Source organism: Thermofilum adornatum, assembly GCF_000446015.1.
In the GTDB taxonomy this organism is placed as follows: domain Archaea; phylum Thermoproteota; class Thermoprotei; order Thermofilales; family Thermofilaceae; genus Thermofilum; species Thermofilum adornatum.
This window is the reverse complement of sequence record NC_022093.1, coordinates 487,696-504,635: the sequence shown is the minus strand read 5'-3', so window position 1 is coordinate 504,635 and position 16,940 is coordinate 487,696. Positions and strand designations below refer to the sequence as shown.

19 protein-coding genes and 2 tRNA genes are annotated in these 16,940 nt (G+C 44.4%); 10 read left to right on the top strand and 11 right to left on the bottom strand.

What is annotated here, in order from left to right; translation table 11 throughout:
- Window positions 1-85 precede the first annotated feature (85 nt).
- Both gatD and gatE read left to right on the top strand, forming a co-directional pair.
- Entirely contained in the window at window positions 86-1,447 is a 1,362-nt protein-coding gene (gene gatD / locus N186_RS02735) for a Glu-tRNA(Gln) amidotransferase subunit GatD (RefSeq protein WP_020962248.1), read from the top strand.
- A gap of 6 nt (window positions 1,448-1,453) precedes the next feature.
- Entirely contained in the window at window positions 1,454-3,349 is a 1,896-nt protein-coding gene (gatE, locus tag N186_RS02730; protein ID WP_020962247.1) for a Glu-tRNA(Gln) amidotransferase subunit GatE, read from the top strand.
- On the opposite strand, the gene N186_RS02725 is transcribed toward gatE, so the two are convergent.
- Window positions 3,336-3,641: a signal recognition particle subunit SRP19/SEC65 family protein gene (locus N186_RS02725; protein ID WP_020962246.1), complete on the bottom strand. Its 306-nt coding sequence runs from the start codon at window positions 3,639-3,641 to the stop codon at window positions 3,336-3,338. The genes gatE and N186_RS02725 overlap by 14 nt on opposite strands.
- A gap of 2 nt (window positions 3,642-3,643) precedes the next feature.
- On the bottom strand, window positions 3,644-4,030 hold the full coding sequence (locus N186_RS02720; protein ID WP_020962245.1) for a 30S ribosomal protein S8e: 387 nt from the start codon (window positions 4,028-4,030) through the stop codon (window positions 3,644-3,646).
- 161 nt (window positions 4,031-4,191) lie between these two features.
- Here N186_RS02720 and N186_RS02715 point away from each other — a divergent pair, with 161 nt between their 5' ends.
- The gene (locus N186_RS02715) at window positions 4,192-4,941 is read left to right on the top strand and encodes a proteasome assembly chaperone family protein (protein WP_020962244.1); all 750 of its coding nucleotides are present in this window, start codon (window positions 4,192-4,194) and stop codon (window positions 4,939-4,941) included.
- A gap of 11 nt (window positions 4,942-4,952) precedes the next feature.
- Here the strand turns inward: N186_RS02715 and tgtA are convergent, their stop codons facing one another.
- Complete coding sequence (tgtA, locus tag N186_RS02710; protein ID WP_020962243.1) at window positions 4,953-6,599, bottom strand: tRNA guanosine(15) transglycosylase TgtA; 1,647 nt, start codon at window positions 6,597-6,599, stop codon at window positions 4,953-4,955.
- 111 nt (window positions 6,600-6,710) lie between these two features.
- Between tgtA and N186_RS02705 the strand changes: the two genes are divergently transcribed.
- Window positions 6,711-7,019, top strand: coding sequence for a 50S ribosomal protein L21e (locus tag N186_RS02705; protein ID WP_020962242.1), 309 nt, complete (start codon window positions 6,711-6,713; stop codon window positions 7,017-7,019).
- An 11-nt stretch (window positions 7,020-7,030) separates the two neighbouring features.
- Here N186_RS02705 and N186_RS02700 read toward each other — a convergent pair whose 3' ends face one another.
- From N186_RS02700 to N186_RS02670, 7 genes are all read right to left on the bottom strand, one after another.
- Window positions 7,031-8,332, bottom strand: coding sequence for a tRNA pseudouridine(54/55) synthase Pus10 (locus N186_RS02700; protein WP_148682000.1), 1,302 nt, complete (start codon window positions 8,330-8,332; stop codon window positions 7,031-7,033).
- A 9-nt stretch (window positions 8,333-8,341) separates the two neighbouring features.
- Window positions 8,342-8,968 carry a DUF655 domain-containing protein gene (locus tag N186_RS02695; protein ID WP_020962240.1) on the bottom strand — a complete coding sequence of 209 codons (627 nt, stop codon included), beginning with the start codon at window positions 8,966-8,968 and terminating at the stop codon, window positions 8,342-8,344.
- Window positions 8,969-8,991: 23 nt separating this feature from the next.
- On the bottom strand, window positions 8,992-9,315 hold the full coding sequence (locus N186_RS02690; RefSeq protein ID WP_020962239.1) for an RNA polymerase Rpb4 family protein: 324 nt from the start codon (window positions 9,313-9,315) through the stop codon (window positions 8,992-8,994).
- A gap of 91 nt (window positions 9,316-9,406) precedes the next feature.
- Complete coding sequence (locus tag N186_RS02685; RefSeq protein ID WP_020962238.1) at window positions 9,407-9,688, bottom strand: hypothetical protein; 282 nt, start codon at window positions 9,686-9,688, stop codon at window positions 9,407-9,409.
- 6 nt (window positions 9,689-9,694) lie between these two features.
- Window positions 9,695-10,042: a hypothetical protein gene (locus tag N186_RS02680; protein WP_020962237.1), complete on the bottom strand. Its 348-nt coding sequence runs from the start codon at window positions 10,040-10,042 to the stop codon at window positions 9,695-9,697.
- Window positions 10,043-10,103: 61 nt separating this feature from the next.
- Window positions 10,104-10,379, bottom strand: a complete 276-nt coding sequence (locus N186_RS02675; RefSeq protein ID WP_020962236.1) for a 30S ribosomal protein S17e — start codon at window positions 10,377-10,379, stop codon at window positions 10,104-10,106.
- 59 nt (window positions 10,380-10,438) lie between these two features.
- Window positions 10,439-10,699, bottom strand: a complete 261-nt coding sequence (locus N186_RS02670; protein WP_020962235.1) for a histone family protein — start codon at window positions 10,697-10,699, stop codon at window positions 10,439-10,441.
- 183 nt (window positions 10,700-10,882) lie between these two features.
- Here N186_RS02670 and N186_RS02665 point away from each other — a divergent pair.
- From N186_RS02665 to N186_RS02640, 6 genes are all read left to right on the top strand, one after another.
- Window positions 10,883-10,990, top strand: a tRNA-Leu gene (locus N186_RS02665).
- A gap of 120 nt (window positions 10,991-11,110) precedes the next feature.
- Window positions 11,111-11,207, top strand: a tRNA-Asn gene (locus tag N186_RS02660).
- Between the two features lie 152 nt (window positions 11,208-11,359).
- Window positions 11,360-13,282, top strand: coding sequence for a carboxypeptidase-like regulatory domain-containing protein (locus N186_RS02655; protein ID WP_020962234.1), 1,923 nt, complete (start codon window positions 11,360-11,362; stop codon window positions 13,280-13,282).
- 22 nt (window positions 13,283-13,304) lie between these two features.
- Complete coding sequence (locus tag N186_RS02650; protein WP_020962233.1) at window positions 13,305-14,570, top strand: M56 family metallopeptidase; 1,266 nt, start codon at window positions 13,305-13,307, stop codon at window positions 14,568-14,570.
- 106 nt (window positions 14,571-14,676) lie between these two features.
- On the top strand, window positions 14,677-15,024 hold the full coding sequence (locus N186_RS02645) for a hypothetical protein (protein WP_148681998.1): 348 nt from the start codon (window positions 14,677-14,679) through the stop codon (window positions 15,022-15,024).
- 60 nt (window positions 15,025-15,084) lie between these two features.
- A complete protein-coding gene (locus N186_RS02640) occupies window positions 15,085-15,744 on the top strand; it encodes a zinc ribbon domain-containing protein (protein WP_020962231.1) in 660 nt (219 codons plus the stop codon).
- A gap of 10 nt (window positions 15,745-15,754) precedes the next feature.
- Here the strand turns inward: N186_RS02640 and N186_RS02635 are convergent, their stop codons facing one another.
- Window positions 15,755-16,852: a transglutaminase domain-containing protein gene (locus N186_RS02635; protein WP_020962230.1), complete on the bottom strand. Its 1,098-nt coding sequence runs from the start codon at window positions 16,850-16,852 to the stop codon at window positions 15,755-15,757.
- Between the last annotated feature and the right edge of the window lie 88 nt (window positions 16,853-16,940).

Genomic DNA, 16,940 nt, shown 5'->3' with positions numbered 1-16,940 from the left:
TAAAGTGCCGTGTTTTATGGTGACCTATCCTAAAGGCGAAATAAATGATTTTTTATAGTTCATTTTCAAGTAGAATGCGAGATCTATGGAAGCTCTGAGTGGCTATGGTCCTAAGGTTAAAGAACTCTTATCAAGTGTAGGCGCGTCTACTTTTGACCGCGTAAAACTGTCTCTTACAAACGGGCAGACCCTCGAAGGACTAGTGATGCCTCGCCCCTCCTTCGGAGACCCAGATGTGATTGTTGTAAAGCTTGATAATGGCTATAATATTGGGATTTCTGCTGAGAGAATATCTTCCATTACGTTGGTAGAGAAATTTAGCGGCAAGGCTCAGCCAACATCAAAAGAGGCCTTATATCCTAGCGGAGAAACTCCACGCGGGGAAAGAGTGCACTTTCTTAGTACGGGTGGAACAATCGCTTCTAGGGTTGACTATGTTACAGGAGCAGTCTACCCGTATTTTACCGCAGAAGAGCTCTACTCAATGATACCTGAACTTAGGGAGATAGCAAATATCACTACGAAGACGGTCTATAGCATCTTCAGCGAGAACATGACTCCGCGTCACTGGAGCCAGCTTGCCCAAGAAATCGAAAAAGTGCTCAGAGATGAGCCCGACGTAAGGGGAATAGTTGTAGCACATGGCACCGATACTCTACACTATACTGCAGCCGCAATGGCATTCGCTATACAAAAGGCTCCGGGCCCAGTAGTCTTTGTTGGAGCACAGAGGTCTTCAGACAGGCCTTCCAGTGATGCGGCTCTCAACGCAATTGGAGCAACAATAGCCGCAATCAAAGCTCCTTTTGCGGAATCCGTCATAGCGATGCATGCAACTACAAGCGACGACTTAATTCTTGTACACAGGGGTGTGAGGGCCCGTAAGATGCATACAAGCAGACGTGATGCTTTTATGAGTATCAATGCAGTTCCTCTTGCAGAGATTAATCCATACACGAGAGAGCTAAAGCTCAAGACTGACAAGTACAAGGGAAGAGAAAAAGCTGTAGAAGCCTATCCCAGATTCAGCGACAAGGTCGCGTTAGTCAAGTTCTATCCAGGTATGACTCCTGACATTTTTAGTTTCTTCTCTGAGAGGGGCTATAAAGCCCTAGTTATTGAAGGCACAGGTCTGGGACACATAAATGAAGGGCTTATAGGTGCCGTTAGAGACATTGTACAGCAAGGTGTATTTGTTGCAATGACCTCCCAGTGCTTATGGGGGCGGGTTAACCTGAACGTTTATCGAACTGGTGTTGAGTTGTTGAAGGCGGGCGTCGTGCCAGCCGAGGACATGACCCCTGAAACAGCATATGTCAAGCTTAGCTGGATTTTTGGGCAGACGGACGACTTAGACGAGGCAAAGAGGCTTTTCCAGACAAATATTGCTTTTGAGTTTGACAAGAGGACCGGGTTTGAATATTATCCTGGAGCCTATCGCGGGTGATGCAAAATGCAAGGCGTGAAGATAAAATGTGGGTTAGAGATACACCAGATGCTAGACACGGCTGAAAAGCTTTTCTGCTCTTGTCCAACGAGGCTGACCCAGGATCCGCCTCATTTTGTGTTTACGAGGAGGCTCAGGCTCGCTAAGAGTGAAATTGGAGAAATAGACCCAGCGGCCTTGTTTGAATACGAGAAGGGGCTTGCCTATAGATATGAGTGTCACAGGGATAACGTGTGTCTAGTAGAGATGGACGAGGAGCCTCCCCACAACATGAACAGTGAGGCACTTGAGCTGGCGCTGAAATTCTCTTTAATGATTGGAGCTAGCATCGTAGATGAAGTACACGTTATGAGGAAAATAGTTATCGACGGCTCGAATGTCTCGGGTTTCCAGAGAACGTCCCTGATAAGCCTAGGTGGGTCTATTGATGTTAATGGAAAGAAGATTGGTATTCAGACTGTTTGCTTGGAAGAGGATGCGGCCAGGAAAACCGAGGAGAAACATGAGGGGTATGTTAGCTACAGATTGGATCGTCTAGGTATCCCTCTCATAGAAGTGGCCACGGCTCCAGACATAGAGTCTCCAGAAGAGGCACGGGAAGTCGCGCTACGTATAGGATTACTGTTGAGGGCTTTGGGGAAGGTTAAGCGGGGTCTAGGAACGATTAGGCAGGATCTCAACATCTCTGTGGAGGGAGGTGCAAGGATAGAAATTAAAGGTGTACAATACCTAGACCTCATACCTAAAATAGTTGAATTGGAAATTCAAAGGCAACTATCGTTGCTCGATATAAGAGATGAGCTCAAAAGAAGAAATGTCAAAGAAGAAGACCTCGTCTTTGAGCCTGTCGACGTCACAGATATACTAAGAAGTTCACAGTCAAAAGTAGTAAAGAAGGCTCTCGATTCTGGAGGCGTAGCTTTGGCCCTTAAACTTAAGGGGTTTGGAGGTTTACTGGGCAGAGAAATCCAGCCAGGACGCAGGCTTGGAACAGAACTAGCCGACAGGGCTAGATATTGGGGCGGAGTTGGGGGACTATTTCACAGCGATGAGCTACCAGGATACGGGATAACCAAGGACGAAGTTGAAAAAATAAAGACCAGGCTAGGAGTCGAGGCGAATGACGCCTTTATACTAATTGTGGATTCACGCGAAAAAGTAATGAGGGCATTAAAAGCTGCATATGAGAGGGCAAAAGAGGCATTAGAAGGTGTCCCAGAGGAAACACGTGCGGCGAATCTTGATGGAACCACAAAGTTTATGCGTCCACGGCCTGGAAGCGCTAGAATGTATCCAGAGACAGACATACGACCAATCAGGATAACTCCAGAAAACCTAGAAGAGTTGAGGAAAAACCTGCCAGAGCCCCCAGAAAAGACACTTGAAAGATTAATGAAAGAATATAGCTTGCCAAAAGATATGGCGTTCCAGCTTTTCAGCCAGCAACAAATATACTTTTTCGAAGAAGCTGTTAAGACAACTGGCCTGGCACCGCAGCTCATAGCTACAACATTGACGAACACCATTGTAAGTCTCCGGCGAGACAATATACCAGTAGAAAACCTAACAGAAGAACACTTACTCGCCACATTTAAGGCTGTAGCAGATGGTAAAATAGCAAAAGAGGCAATACCAGTTGTTTTAACGGAATTTGCAAAGAATCCTGATGCATCTCTCGAAGAAGTTTTAAAAAGAGCTGGGCTAGAAAGGCTTACTATTGAAGAGCTAAGAGAAATAGTCAGGAAAGTAATCCAGGAGAACAGAGAAGACGTTTCGCAAAAAGGAGAAAAAAGCTTTGGAAAACTGATGGGAATAGTGATGGAAAGAGTTAGAGGCCGAATAGACGGAGCAGTGGTAGCGCAGGTTCTCCGAGAAGAACTTAAGAAGGCTATCTCTTCTTAGAGCGTGCTTTTTCTTCCCTAATTTTTTTAAGGTGCAACGCAATAGTCTTTATCACGGCGCTTTTCTTCATTTGTGCTTTTACTATCAACCTGCCTCTCGAGTCAAACCAGAAACCAGGATGTTTGGCTTCTGGGTCGACAATTACCGTGAATCCAGCCTTTACTGCCGCGTCCTTTATTTCTTCTATTGTTGGTTTATCGACAGAGAGAGATTTAGAGACGCGTCTCCATTTTCTGGGCTTTGAAGAGTCAAAATATTCCGGCCAGATAATATATCCGTCTCTTTTTCTCATTTCTATTCAACGAGAACCGCGTTTAAGACCCCGTCTTGGCCAGGTCTGGAGGTAATCACAGCTTTTCCAATTTCTGTCTGGACTATTGCTCCCTTGGTTATTATGCCCCTTCTAGCCAAGTCTTTGTTTGAGGGATTGTCAATGAACTTGGTAATCTTCGTTTTTACTGTTTTCTTTTCTTTCGGAATATACACATTTACCTCCATAGCTTGTTTTACTTTGGCTTTGTATGTCTCACCAGTTGCTTTTACAACTTTAATCTCGTTTTTCTGTCCAATAGTTGTGAGTATAGGATATCCCCCTGTCAAGGCTTTTCTCTTCTTCTTTGCAATTCTCCCCTTTAGTCCTCCTGTTATTTTTCTTAAATCGTTACCGTGGTATATACCCATACCTCTACCCTTTTTCCAATTCAAAAACTGAAAATATAAATATTTTCAGGTGTTTCCAGTATCAACTGGTAGGGGAAACCAAGAGTTTCCTGTTTCGTAGCATAAGCTTTCCTTGTGCATCAAAAAATTTAAGCAACTGTGTATGAAGAGTAGAGACTCATATGGGGACGCGTGAAATAGTCTATGCTAAGAACACTAAAATATTGCTGAATGAAGGAGTCTCTCCCAAAATATTTGTTACGGGCTTTCATGGTGTAGGGCATGTCGGCTGGATAGCTACCCGACACATAGTCACGAAGCTTGAAGCCAAAAGGGTAGGTATGGTCTTAACTCCGAACATGACCCCTTTTGTCAGCATAAAAAACGGTGTGGTAACACCATATGAACTATATGCGAAGGACAACTTGCTGGCATTTTTACCAAATGTGCCAGTGAGTCCAAAAGACTCGATAATCGTTCCACAAATGCTCGCACAAATGATATTCGACATGCATGTGGACATGGTCATACTCTTTGGGGGCCTTGACGCGTCATTTGCAGAGCCAGACTCAAGGCCGAGAATCGCACCGACAAGCAGTTTCTTGTCAAATTATGCCGAAATCATCAATAAACATGGGCTTCCAATAATAGATGAAAGGCTAGGGATAGTAGGACCCCTAGCCACCCTACTTACTTACTTTGAAGCCGGAAATATTCCAGCCGTAGCTATTCTTCCATATGCGTCACTCGATAGACCTGATCCTAGAGCTGCTGCCCAAGCAGTAGAAATTTTCTCAAACATCACTGGCATAGGGATAGATGTTAAAGAGTTGCTGGAGGAGGGTGAACAGCTAGAGAAACAGCTAGAGGAGCTCGAAAAGAAAATAAAAGACACAATGAAAAACCGTGAATCGCTAGTGTACCATGTATAAACGCTGAGGCCTTACCTTTTTTCTGAAGAAAGGATATTTTCCAGAGACCGTATTGACTGCCTTATCTTTGCATCGAGTTCTCCGGGATTTTTTAAGGCATCATTATAGCTTTCAATCTTTATAGGTATAAAGAGTACCCCCTCAAGCACAAGTTTTTGCTGAAGCTGTTCCACAAAGCTTCTCGGAAGAGAGTGGTAGACAAAAATGAGTCCCTTGTATTCTTTGCTCAGAACAAACCATACAAGATCCGTCGAGATCTCGTCCTTTGCCTCCTCAAATACTGTACTTGCAGCTTCGTATTGTGAAAGAGGATACACTCCGTCCAGTTCAAGAGGAATAATTGAAAAAGATGCAGACAGCACAACAAAGTCTACGTCGACTGGTAGATCCTTGTCAATAGAGAGAAGCTCTTTTATAAGTCCCATACGGGTAAATGGCTTCTGTGGTGTTTCTTCGAACACAAGCAGTATGTCACGGGACTTGTGGTGTCTTCTAGCAAGTCTATTAATGTGTCTTACAACCTCCGGTCTGTACCTGCTCAGCCAACTATAAAAGAAAACACCTTGTACTGGCGACCTTGTAACTGGATGTGTCTTTGCAATGTATTCAGCATACCTTGCATAGGTTTTTAACGCCTCCCGCATGGATGGATGTGTCATGGCTTTTTCTTCTAATATTTCCCACAACCTGCCCTCATGGATTGCCTCACGTATGTTCCTTATTTCCCTCATTATGACGTATAGGTTATGCTTAGTAAGTAGGACAGTTCTTTCCTGCTTGGGCATCTCTCTCAATTCACTAGCCGTGTATTTTGAACATACTGGACAGTTGCAGGGGAGCTCCCTTATCTCCTCTAGACGAAGAGTTCCTCTAGGCGTCAAAATCCTATCTTCTCGTGCATAGAGAACATACGATGCAGAGTCAAAAGTATCTACACCCATCGCTACAGCCAAGGGAAGCATCATTGGATGACCAGCACCAAACAGGTGGAGGGGGGCCTCCCAGGGCAGGTTTAGCCGTGCAGTCATGACCAGCTTGACGAGTTCTGGGAAGTCATATTCCTCCATAAACTGTGTAGGGCCTCCAACTGCATACACGTCGAAAGGCATCTGAGCCATCTTGCTAGCAGAATAAGCAACTATGTCTACATACTGGCCTCCCTGCACAGGACCTACAAGGAGCATACCCTTCCTATCCAGCTTCAGAGAATCGCTTGCCCTTCGAATTGTTTCGTTTACCTCGCTCAAGACTTGCTCCTTGGCTACACCTTTCCTTGTTGGGATGTCTAGGATAACTCCAATATCGGACCCGATTTCAATTTCATAATTCACGATTTCGATAGGATCCACTTCCACATGGCCATATACCATTAACTGATACGCGCCAGAGTCTGTCATTATGGGGGTTTCTACGCCGAGAACGCCGTGGACACCTATTTCCTTAGCCAGCTCACCATAGTGACGCTTAACAATGTAACTATTGGTCATCAACAGCTTAAAGCCCATATCGGCGATTTCCCGCGGCTCAACTACGGGTTTAGACGGGTTTATAACGGGGGTCAATGTAGGTGTCTCTACGACTCCTCTTCTCGTGTAAAGCTTCCCATTTCTACCGAGGAGATCTATCTCTTCTATCTCGAATACTTCACTCCAAACCATATCTAGCATTAGACAAGGCACCAGCTTAAAATGTATTCCCCCTAGGGCGTTGTCTACTTGCGGCGCCGCAATGTTTAAAAATAAACAGCAAAATATCGAAGAGGGAAACTTATGAGGCACTCGCATGGATACCGGAACAGGGGAAGAAAACTACTTAGACAGCATCCACGCGAAAGAGGATACAGGGGCCTTAGCAGACTAATGTATGAGTACAATATAAATGACAAAGTAATTATTGATATAGATCCCACATACATTGAAACTGCGCCCCATAGACGCTACCAAGGAAAAATCGGGACAATAGTTGAAAAACGTGGAAGAGCATATGTCATAGAGATTTTAGTTGGGAGCAAAATAAAGAAAATAATAACTACTCCCGAGCATATGAAACCCTTCGCAGTACAACAAGCACAGAACTAGGCGTTAGCTGTTTAACTTGAAAAAGCTTCTTCAATTTCAACTACATCCAGCTCTATACTTTTTACACCTACACCCAGATACTCAGCTATGCTCGGCGTTGTCCTGCCGTTGTCTCCGTGTATAAATTCTTTAATATAGAATCCTCCCTGAGCCTCAATAACGAGCTCAGCCTCATTGTCAGAAATCTTTCTAACATCGACGGAATACACTATTTTCTTTCTAAGCTTATCTGCACGCCTATGGAGTACTCTTGTTGGCGTCCATTGATTAATCGTGGCATGATGGAAAATCTTGGGTAGTTCCTGTAGCTTGGCATCGTCCAAAGATCCCTCGAAGACGACGCGGGCTACATATTTCTTTTTAGCTATTGATGATAGGCTTTTGAGCCTCTTCAAAGTTTTCCTGTCGGCAAATTTCAGATCAAATACCTCTATAAGGCCATTAGCCTCCTTGTTTATCTTCTCCTGCAAAATCTTCAAGTCCGCATTTCTTATCCTCGGTCTTTTAAGCTCTAAAACAAACGGTCTCCCACTGCCGAGGGTGCGAACATCTATGTCTTCTCTCCCAGCAGCGTGGAGCTTAGCATTTTCAGCTTTAAACATTTCAATGGCCGGCTTCGCGATAAGTTCCTCAATACTTGTTGGGAACTTTATACGCTCATCTGGCTGTGGCCACGGACTCTGCGGAAGTCCACGTACGAGCTTCCTATATCTCCCATATATGAACAGGGGTGCAGGAAGAAACTCGATACTATCATTTTCCAGGTCTATAATGATGGTGAGCTCTGGATTGTTTCGGCTATACTCTTTTCCAGAAAGCTTTGAAAAGGCTTTGCCTATCTCTCTGCTTGCCTCGTTCTTGAGGTTCTCGGCAGACGATAATCCATACCTCACCCAGAAGTCTTCTTCTCTACGAAGAATACTCGGAGGAATACGTATCCCTATCTCAAAAGTCGTAAACTCGTAGTTCTTTGCTTCTCCTAAAACCCTTTTCGCTATCTCTTCATATTTCTCTGTTAGGCCACCGCACACACTACATGTGGACTTTTCAATTTCTTCCCCAAAAAGCTTTTTGACGAGTTCCCGCGCGGGGGCAAAGCCGCTCCTCGCGAGGCCCTTAAGAAGTTCTTCATCAACATTTCTTGGTACAGCCTGATACGCCTCCATGAATAGAAGTGTCTTTATGGCTTTTCCCCGCTCGGCGTTAGTCAACTCGGAGCCTCTAAGACCAAAAAATCTTCCAAGACACCAGTCGCAAACCGAGGGGTTTTCACGAAGAATCTTCTCTGCTTTTTGAAGAACCTCTGACACCATAACTAACCCTTAGCCCCAGCCTCTACGTTCTTCAAAGCTCCTCTTGGGAGAAGGACCATAGGGAGGATTAACAAATAAGTATATTGTCTGTGGGCTTCTAAGTTCGTCAAGTATCCTTTCAACGATAAGCTTTACAGGGTCAATGTCCACCCTTTTCTTTATGTCCTCGTAAGACTCGAAAGGCTTTTTTCTTCTTTCATCTAGAATCGTCCACAATGTCTTCTTGCCTATGCCCTTAAGAAGTTCCAATGTATGTGCCTTTTTCGACAATGGCTGGGCGTTATTGAAAAAGTTTACAAAACGTTTTTCCTGAGACTTGACAATCAATGCGATGGCATCTGGAAGAGTAGACTTCGCAGTAGCAGTTAAGTCCTCGTATGCCAGGTATCTGCCAAATGCTAGAATCTTGCCGTCCAGGCTAGAACTAAGAGACACCAAGTCCAGTGGCTTTAGGGATGGCGCCTGATGTATAAGTGATCTAAGCTCTATTAGAAGAAACCTTGAAACTCCAATTGTCTGTATCAGGGGTGACCGTATGCCACGGATAGGATCACCGTATGGAAGGACGTCTAGAACAATGACTTCCTCTTCTAAAGGTTTAAAAGGTCTCTTCGGATAGTCTCCTCTTGAATGCAAGAAAAATCGCCTCCCAAAATTTTTTACTCTGTCGAAGACAATATTTCAATTATCTTTTTTAATTCCTCCTCGGTGAAGACCTTGTTTAAAGTGGCAAGAAAAACTCTGACCTCTGAAACGTCGGACGGTTTTACATTTACTAGCTGGACAGCGATTGTCTCTGGTATGTCCAGTTCCTTGACTAGACGCTCCACTGCCTCTCGGGCCTTCGCAGGGTCACCTATTTTGGAAAATTTTCGGAGATACTCAAGTGTGTACCGCTCGATATTCGTTAAGTCCCTTTTTGATTCTTCCTGTTCTAGGATCCTCAATGCCTCCGGGTATGTTAGGTCTTTTTCTGAAAGCATCTTTGGCAAGATTTATCCCCTTTATAATGTTTCTTAATATTTCTCTTCTTTAATCTTTTATATATACTTATTCTTTTTCTTTCTTCTCAACCTAAATTAGTTTTAGAAACTCCTCGAGGTTGCTGTAATTTTCTTCCTTCCCGTCTCTCTTAACAAGTATTCTCTTTATATGGAAGGTTACAAAGACATCAATAGGCTTTTTCGTCCCAAAGGCTTTGCTCCACGGAACAATGTTTCCCGAGGCGTCCTCCGCCCTGATAAATTTGTCTATCCGGACACGGTAAAGGGTTTCATTAAAGAAGAACTCAACAAGCGAATTGGTTCTGCGAGTCCAGTCCAAAACTTTATCTAAGAAATTGGCGCCAACCATCATCTAGTCTTAAACTGATCGGAGCTTAAAATATATTTTGTCTCCAACCTTTAAATCACGGTAAAACTCTTCCGATTTTATAGCCAAGCGGAGACCACCAAGAGAACTAAAGACTAGTTTCTCCTTCTCATTTTTCAAATAGACTTCTCCCGACATCACGATTTGCCATTTGTCGAGATCCCCAACTTCGTGTGAAACCTCAAACTCTACGTCACGGTCCTTTACCGCGTAAAAGTTTGCCTCCTGTAGCACACGTGTAGGTATCTCTACGTCCACCTCGGCGTTCCCAGAAGAAATTGTGAGACGTTTTACAAGTGCATAGCCTAAATCATTTACGTCTACAATTTTTCCTATCATAGAGATAATATTCACCCTCACCTATTTTTAATTTTCTAATAGAATAATTGGAGAACAGTCTCTACGACGTGAAGCCCTCTATCCTCTTTATGTACTCCTCCTCGTCCGTCATGGTAATTTCCTGACGCATAGCCAGCTTTTGCTCAATAAGTTTCTGCCTCTTAACTAGCCGAGTAACATAACCAGCAATCTGGTTTCGCAACATTTCAGAAGATATATCTAAGAGCTCTGCTACCTTCCTCTTGTTAAACTCGAAGTCCGTTGTAAACGCGTCTGGGTGCATCTCTACCAGCATTTTGGCTGTCCTCTTGACCAGCTTCGGTTTTACATTGCCCATTTAGTCCCCCCTACGTGCAACAAAACTTCCAAAAAATAAATTTACCGCTTTTCCATGTCTCATAGAGACTGGAGCATATACGTCCTCTGCAGACGGGAAATAGCAAATTTTACATCCTCATCTGTGACGGTCTTCCTGTTGGCATGCCGAGAAGCCTCCACAGCCTCCAAAGCTATCTCTTTAGCAACCTTCTCCAGATACTCACGGAGCAACGCCACAGCATCATCACTAACACGGTCGGCCCCCTGGCTTCGAAAAATCCTACGCAGAGGAGCTAGAGGCAACTCATGGTCCCTCGATTTTTGACCCCTATCAGACATACATTATAGCCACAGACACAAATTTTAAACAAATATTTTAACTTTTCATCAACAAAGAAAAAGTAAGGCCTCTATAAGAAAAAAGAGATTAAACATTAAAGAAAAACACGAGAAAACCCACTTGATATCATATACCTATTAACCACGAAAATCTTATAGCCCTCAGAATACACAGATATCTTGGCGGGGGTGCCCGAGCTAGGACAAAGGGGGCGGCCTGGAAAACACAGGCCCACACTTAAGATCCGCTGGCGTAGGCCTGCCCGGGTTCGAATCCCGGCCCCCGCACCACTTTTTTCAAAAACAGGCTGGCAAGCACAGTAGGACTTGCAGGCACTCTGCCCCTTCCACAAAAAATATAAAACCCAGAACAAAACATAATGGAGCGAGCATTGGAGACTTAAACCTCGGGCCGGGGTAGCTCAGCCAGGCGGAGCACTCGACCACCCTGTGTGGGGTGAAGCTGTTAACCGAGGGGTCCCGGGTTCAAATCCCGGCCCCGGCGCCACTTTCTCTATTATACGTCTCATTTACTGTTTACACCTGAAGTCATTGCCCTGGAAATATTGGTTGTAATACGCTTTTCTTACAGTGGTTTGTTGTTGATTAAGGATTGAACAAGTAATTTTGTTTCCGTGAAATGTGATTAGTTGAACTGGCATGAAGAGAATAATTGGATTGTTAGTAGTGCTACTTGTAGCTCTACCATTGGTTAGCATGGTGGTTCCCCAGCCTGTAAACGCCGAGTTTTACGCTAAGGTCGATGTCCAGCTCGCCGTATCGGATAGTCTGGTTCTAGACTTTGGAAGCAAGAACGTTATTAGTGTAGCAGGGGCGGCTGAGCCGCCAGGCTTCAAGCTAGAGAAAGTAGTCGTGGTTTTCGACGACGCGGCTCCACCACAGATTGTCCCAGTAAAGTATGACTCGGTTAGTCAGTCCATGGGAAAGGTAAAGTCGATAGCATCAAATAGTGGGGAAGTCGTTTTAGCATCGAACGGCTTCAATGGCACAGTAAGTGTCAGGGTGTTGACGTACTTTGTTAAGACTTACTATGAGAAGCTCGGCGATGGAAACTTAACAGTTGACACTTCGGAATTTTCCGGCTTAGGAATCCAGGACGTCATACTCAAAGTTACACTCGACAACTATGCACCCTACAGTATAGCTGGAGTCATTGGTCCAAATGGCGACAACCTAATGGATCTCGGCATACAGGAGAGGCTAGGTGCAGGGATAGTAAAAGTTGATCCAAAACATGTCGAGATAAATGTTGGACGAGTCGGGTTCGGAAAATACACTATAACGGTTGCCAAGGGAGAAGAAAAAGTCATGCCAAACGCGCTCCTCGTGGTAGAGGACACATTTACCGAAATAACTGTGCCTGCAAAGTCCTCCAAGGTATTCAGCCTCAAGAACAGAAACGGTTGGAGCCCACTTGGATTCATAGTAGTCCTTTACTCAGTGTCTCCTGGACCCCTATCAATCGATCCAACAACCGGTATCGAGGCTGCAATGGCTAGCTATGTCTTTTCAAGGCAGGAAGAATTCGATATAAGGGGAGCGTCTCTCCTCATACCGCCGCTCCTCATGAACTACTGGATAAAGGGCTACATCGTGTTTGGACAAACAGTAAAGATAAACAACAACCAGAATAGAGACCTGCAGGCCCTGATAGTTCCAATATACTACAAGGAGGCTGGAACCTGGACACCGAACGGGCTAGTAGTAAAGGTTTCAAAGGCCGACATAGGAAATGCGTACTCAGCCTACATAGTGGTCCAGGTACCCGCAATCGCCAGAATCTCCTCAATAGTACTGCCAAGCGGACAAGTAATACAAAACGTAGAAAACTACACTACTGGATGGCTTGGAACATGGCGCACAGCCGTCCTCGAGAAAAACGAGGCTACAATAATGGTAAAGAACGGCGATGCCATGGAGGATGGAACCTACGTCTTCAACATTAACTGGGCACCACTTACACTCAAATTTGTCGACTCGAAAGGATACCCGATCTCAGGCGTAAAGGTTCACGTGGAAGGCCCAGTCTCACTTGACACATTGAGCGGAGCCGATGGCACAGCAAAGATAAACATCTATGCTCCGGGCGTCTACAAGATCACTGGAACATTCAAGGGAGTCGAGATAGCCTCGATAACTCTCGGCACTCTCATGGACCAAGACATAGTACTCAAGTGCCCAGTCTACAACCTACGTGTCAAGGTAGTTACTGCTTTGGGCAACACCCTCACCGGAGCAACCGTAACCATTACAAATGACGGTGGATATTCCCAGTCAATGGAGACAGATGCAAACGGAATAGCGGTCTTCCAGCAGCTACCAACTACAAAGTACACCATCGAGGCAAGCTACAAGAGAATCTCAACCAAGACCACAATAACGCTTACAGGCGACCAAGAAGTCACAGTCAACACGGGCATACTACTAGACATCCCACTCCTCGGACCAATAACTGCGGTAGAGGCACTTGCGGCAGGAGCCGCAACAATGGTTGCAGGCGTGCTCCTTTCAGGCGTAAAGAGAGGCAAAGACAAGGAAGAAGTAGAAATCGAGCTCGACTAACCAGGTATTTTTTCGTGGTTTCATGGACGAAAAAATAGACTTCTTTATTCCTCCAGCATGTCTCGATGAAACAGAGAAAGTTTTTTCTGAAATCAAAATTTTCCTAGCAAGTAATGGTTACCGGGTAAGAACTGAAAAAAGAAATCTTGTCGTAGCCGAGAACATATACAGTGGAGAGAAGATAGGTGTAATTTTTTCTGGCCATAAAGTGTCCTTTTTTCTAGACAAGAATCATAAAGGCTTAGACCTGAAAAAACTCTACCAAAAAATTTTTTCACTCTGCGGCTCAAAACGAGAAGTTGTATTCATTTTTCCCCTTTCGAAAGGAAAAGCAAAGCCTAAAACATTCTTTTCGAAAAACAGGGAAGTATATAATTGGGCGTTCCTTGCAGTCCCACTGCTAACTTTACTTATATTCATGACAGAAATTTTCCAGGCATCTATTTGGTCTCTTTTCCTCTACACTGTTCTACTGGTCTTCGTCTTCATTAGCTTAGTGAGCCTTGTATTACCCATTGTATTAAAGGCAACGAGAGCTGACGACAAGCAACTCCTAGTTATCAAGATACAGGTCGACGGTCAAGTATTGCCGAGAGAAAAATATCTCTCAACAAAAAAAGCTCTATATCAGGTGGTTAGCCAAAAAATCGATGAAGAAACAATATCGACAGTGTTAAGGAACAACAGTGTAAATCCTACGAAGCTATCAATATACGTCTTTGACTTTAAAGAAGTCTTCCAGACAAACAAAAAGAAGCCACGGGTCTACTTAGTTAACACGGTAAAGCGTGTATCCTACAGTATCTCATTCCCAAGGCCCTTGGTTCTTATCTCTACTGGACTATTGGCAGAGCTAACTCCTGAAGAACTAAAAGGCGTCCTGATGCATGAATATTCTCACATCAAAAACAGGGATACTGTAATCTTACCTCTTCTATTCTTGACAGGAGTTCCGATAGCCTACTGGATACTTTCCTCAAGCCCTCATTCCTCATTCTTTATAATTTTTCTCGTAGCATACTATGTTTCTTTGTCTCTTCTTTTTAAAGCTATAGAACTCAGGGCAGACGTATATGCTACAAGAAAAGTCGGTGGAGACGTCTACTCAAAAACAATAGTCAAACTCGAGTATCCAAGATTGATAAGACACGAGACAGCCGTGACAAAGATATTGAACCTGCTAAACATTGCTAGCTACCCTCTGCCCACCCAGAGACTCCATGCAGTAGAGCATTCACATTTCATCAAGGGACACATTTTCGAAATGATAAAGTTCCTTTTCAGCTAGCAACAGCTACTAGACATTACGTTGTAGGAAGAAAGTATTACCCCTATATTTACAAGATTTATGGATCGTGCCAGATAAATCTTGGGTCTTCCAATTATTGTATGCTATGAGTATGAGGAACTATATTGGGGAAGCAATGCAACTTATAGAAGACCTCGTTATAAACGAACAGATACCAGACGACAGCAAAAAGGTTCTCATGAGGGTTTTAAAGCTACTCTCCCAGGCCGAAGACTCACTTGTCGAAGTCAGAAGCCAAGTCAGAGACATCACGTATACTTTACAGGAGCTCGTAAAGTCTCTGGGTCTCGAGGTTAAAGTCTCTAACCCAAGAATCTCGAGCAATACCCAAGACGTGTTAGATCTCTTACGTAAGAGCGACATAGCGGACCTGGAAATAGATGAGGAAAAAGCCGTAGTCAAAAAACTCGTGATGCCACAACAAGAAGCATAATCATTGCAAGAAACGATAACAACAAATATTGAAAACACCATGGATTTTTGGTGCTAGAATTTGCCTTTAAAAATACCCGCGAGAAACTCCAAGCAAAACCCTCGAGAACCAAATCCAGCTAAGATCAGACCAGAGTTGTCACCAGAGAAACTACGTGAAGAAGCAAAAATATATCTCTATATTTCCCTAGGCGTGACTGGCTCTGTACTGATTTCTGGAATACTTGTATACTTGTTTCTAGGACAGAACATACTTTTTCTCCTAGCTTCAATCGGCGCCGAGATTCCCGTTGCTCTTGTCTCCACCTATCTAGTAATTGACAGAACAGTCAGGGCATACACCTTAAAACTCAAGCAAGTCTATGAAGTCCTCTACAAGACGCCCACCAAAGAAACAATTATCCAGCAGCCGCAGGCACCCCTCCAGGCCGCTCCACTAGTTCAGCCGTCTCCAGTAGTAGTGCGGCCTCCTCCCACTACACCGCAAAGAAAATACGAGGCACCACCAGTTGAACAACCACTCATTGAACAGCCTAGACGGGCACCTATGCAACCCGTGAGACAGGAACCGGTTCAGGTTGTGGTTCCAGTGGAGCCTAAACAAGAACAAATTCTCGAAGCTGGTCAAGACAGTATAAAACGTTGCCCCCACTGTGGACGCGAGTTGCCCTATGGCGACCTCCACATTATATGCCCATACTGTGGAAAATATCTCCGATGAGAAGCAAGCATTAATCCTCTTCGACTGTGTCCCATCTTTTACTTATTAGGACTAGTGCTATTGCCAGGAGTCCCAGCAGAATCTCGGTGTCCAGCATGGGAGTCGACGTGTTTGCCTGTATAATCTCTACTATCAGTGATACCTTGGCATCATTGTTTGGGGCATATAGTATCAGGTAGTCATTCGGGTCTCTATTCATAACCTTGTAGAGAATAACTACATTGTCGAGGGCTACCGCAGAAGCCCCCTTTATTGGATCCCCAGTGTTCGCGGTCGCGTCTATAGGTACTCTTTTGCCATCGATATCTATCACTGTAAACATGTGTGGATAGGCACCCCTCGTTACAAACGAGTAATTTGTCGAGTTAGAGGTTACAAGAGCTTTTGCATCATACACCAGGGCATAAAATACATAGGATTTGACTCCTCTAATCTTGAAGAGCGCGGCTATAAAGCTGGCATAGTCGCCGCACGCCCCACTAGCCTGCTCGAGGAAACGCGAGGGACAAACAACCCCGCCGAAACTGTTGTCGTATTTAACACCCCTGTTTTTCAGCCAGGAAACAATTTTCTCCGCGTATTCAATGGGTGACGCAGACTGCATGGACAGTGTTTTAGAAACATTTTCTAGGTAGGGTAGGTTAATCTTTGTCCCGTTGCAACGCCAAAAACCGTTCCTAGGGAGTTCATCCTCGGGACGTAGAGGCCAGGGCAAGTTGTCGGCAGTTTTAAAGAAGCCCCGGGCAGAGGCCGGATAAACGACGACTCTTTGTACGAGCGTTATGTTGAGGCGGCCTGCATAGCTTAGGCTCACAAATGGGTACTCGTTTCCCTCTTCGTCTATCCCGATGGAGAAATTTACTTCTCGAGAATCTACGTAGAGCTTTGCAGAGACTCTTTCTTGGAAGCCTTGCAGTGACGGGACAAGGTGAAGATTATGGGAGAAAACTTCAAGCGGCAGTTGTCCTGATCCACCATTTACTATGTAGCTTGTCTTTATAATGTACGTATTTGAGCCTATTGGGGCTGCACCTACAATAGAAATTGATAAGCCGAGAACGATGACACCTATATATATTGCAGTTCGTTTTCTCTGTTTGAGCACCATATCCACGACGGCCATGGACTTATACAAAAATAAATAATAATAACCTTTGTTTCTAATCTTGTCATAAACTAGAAAATAGGGATTGATG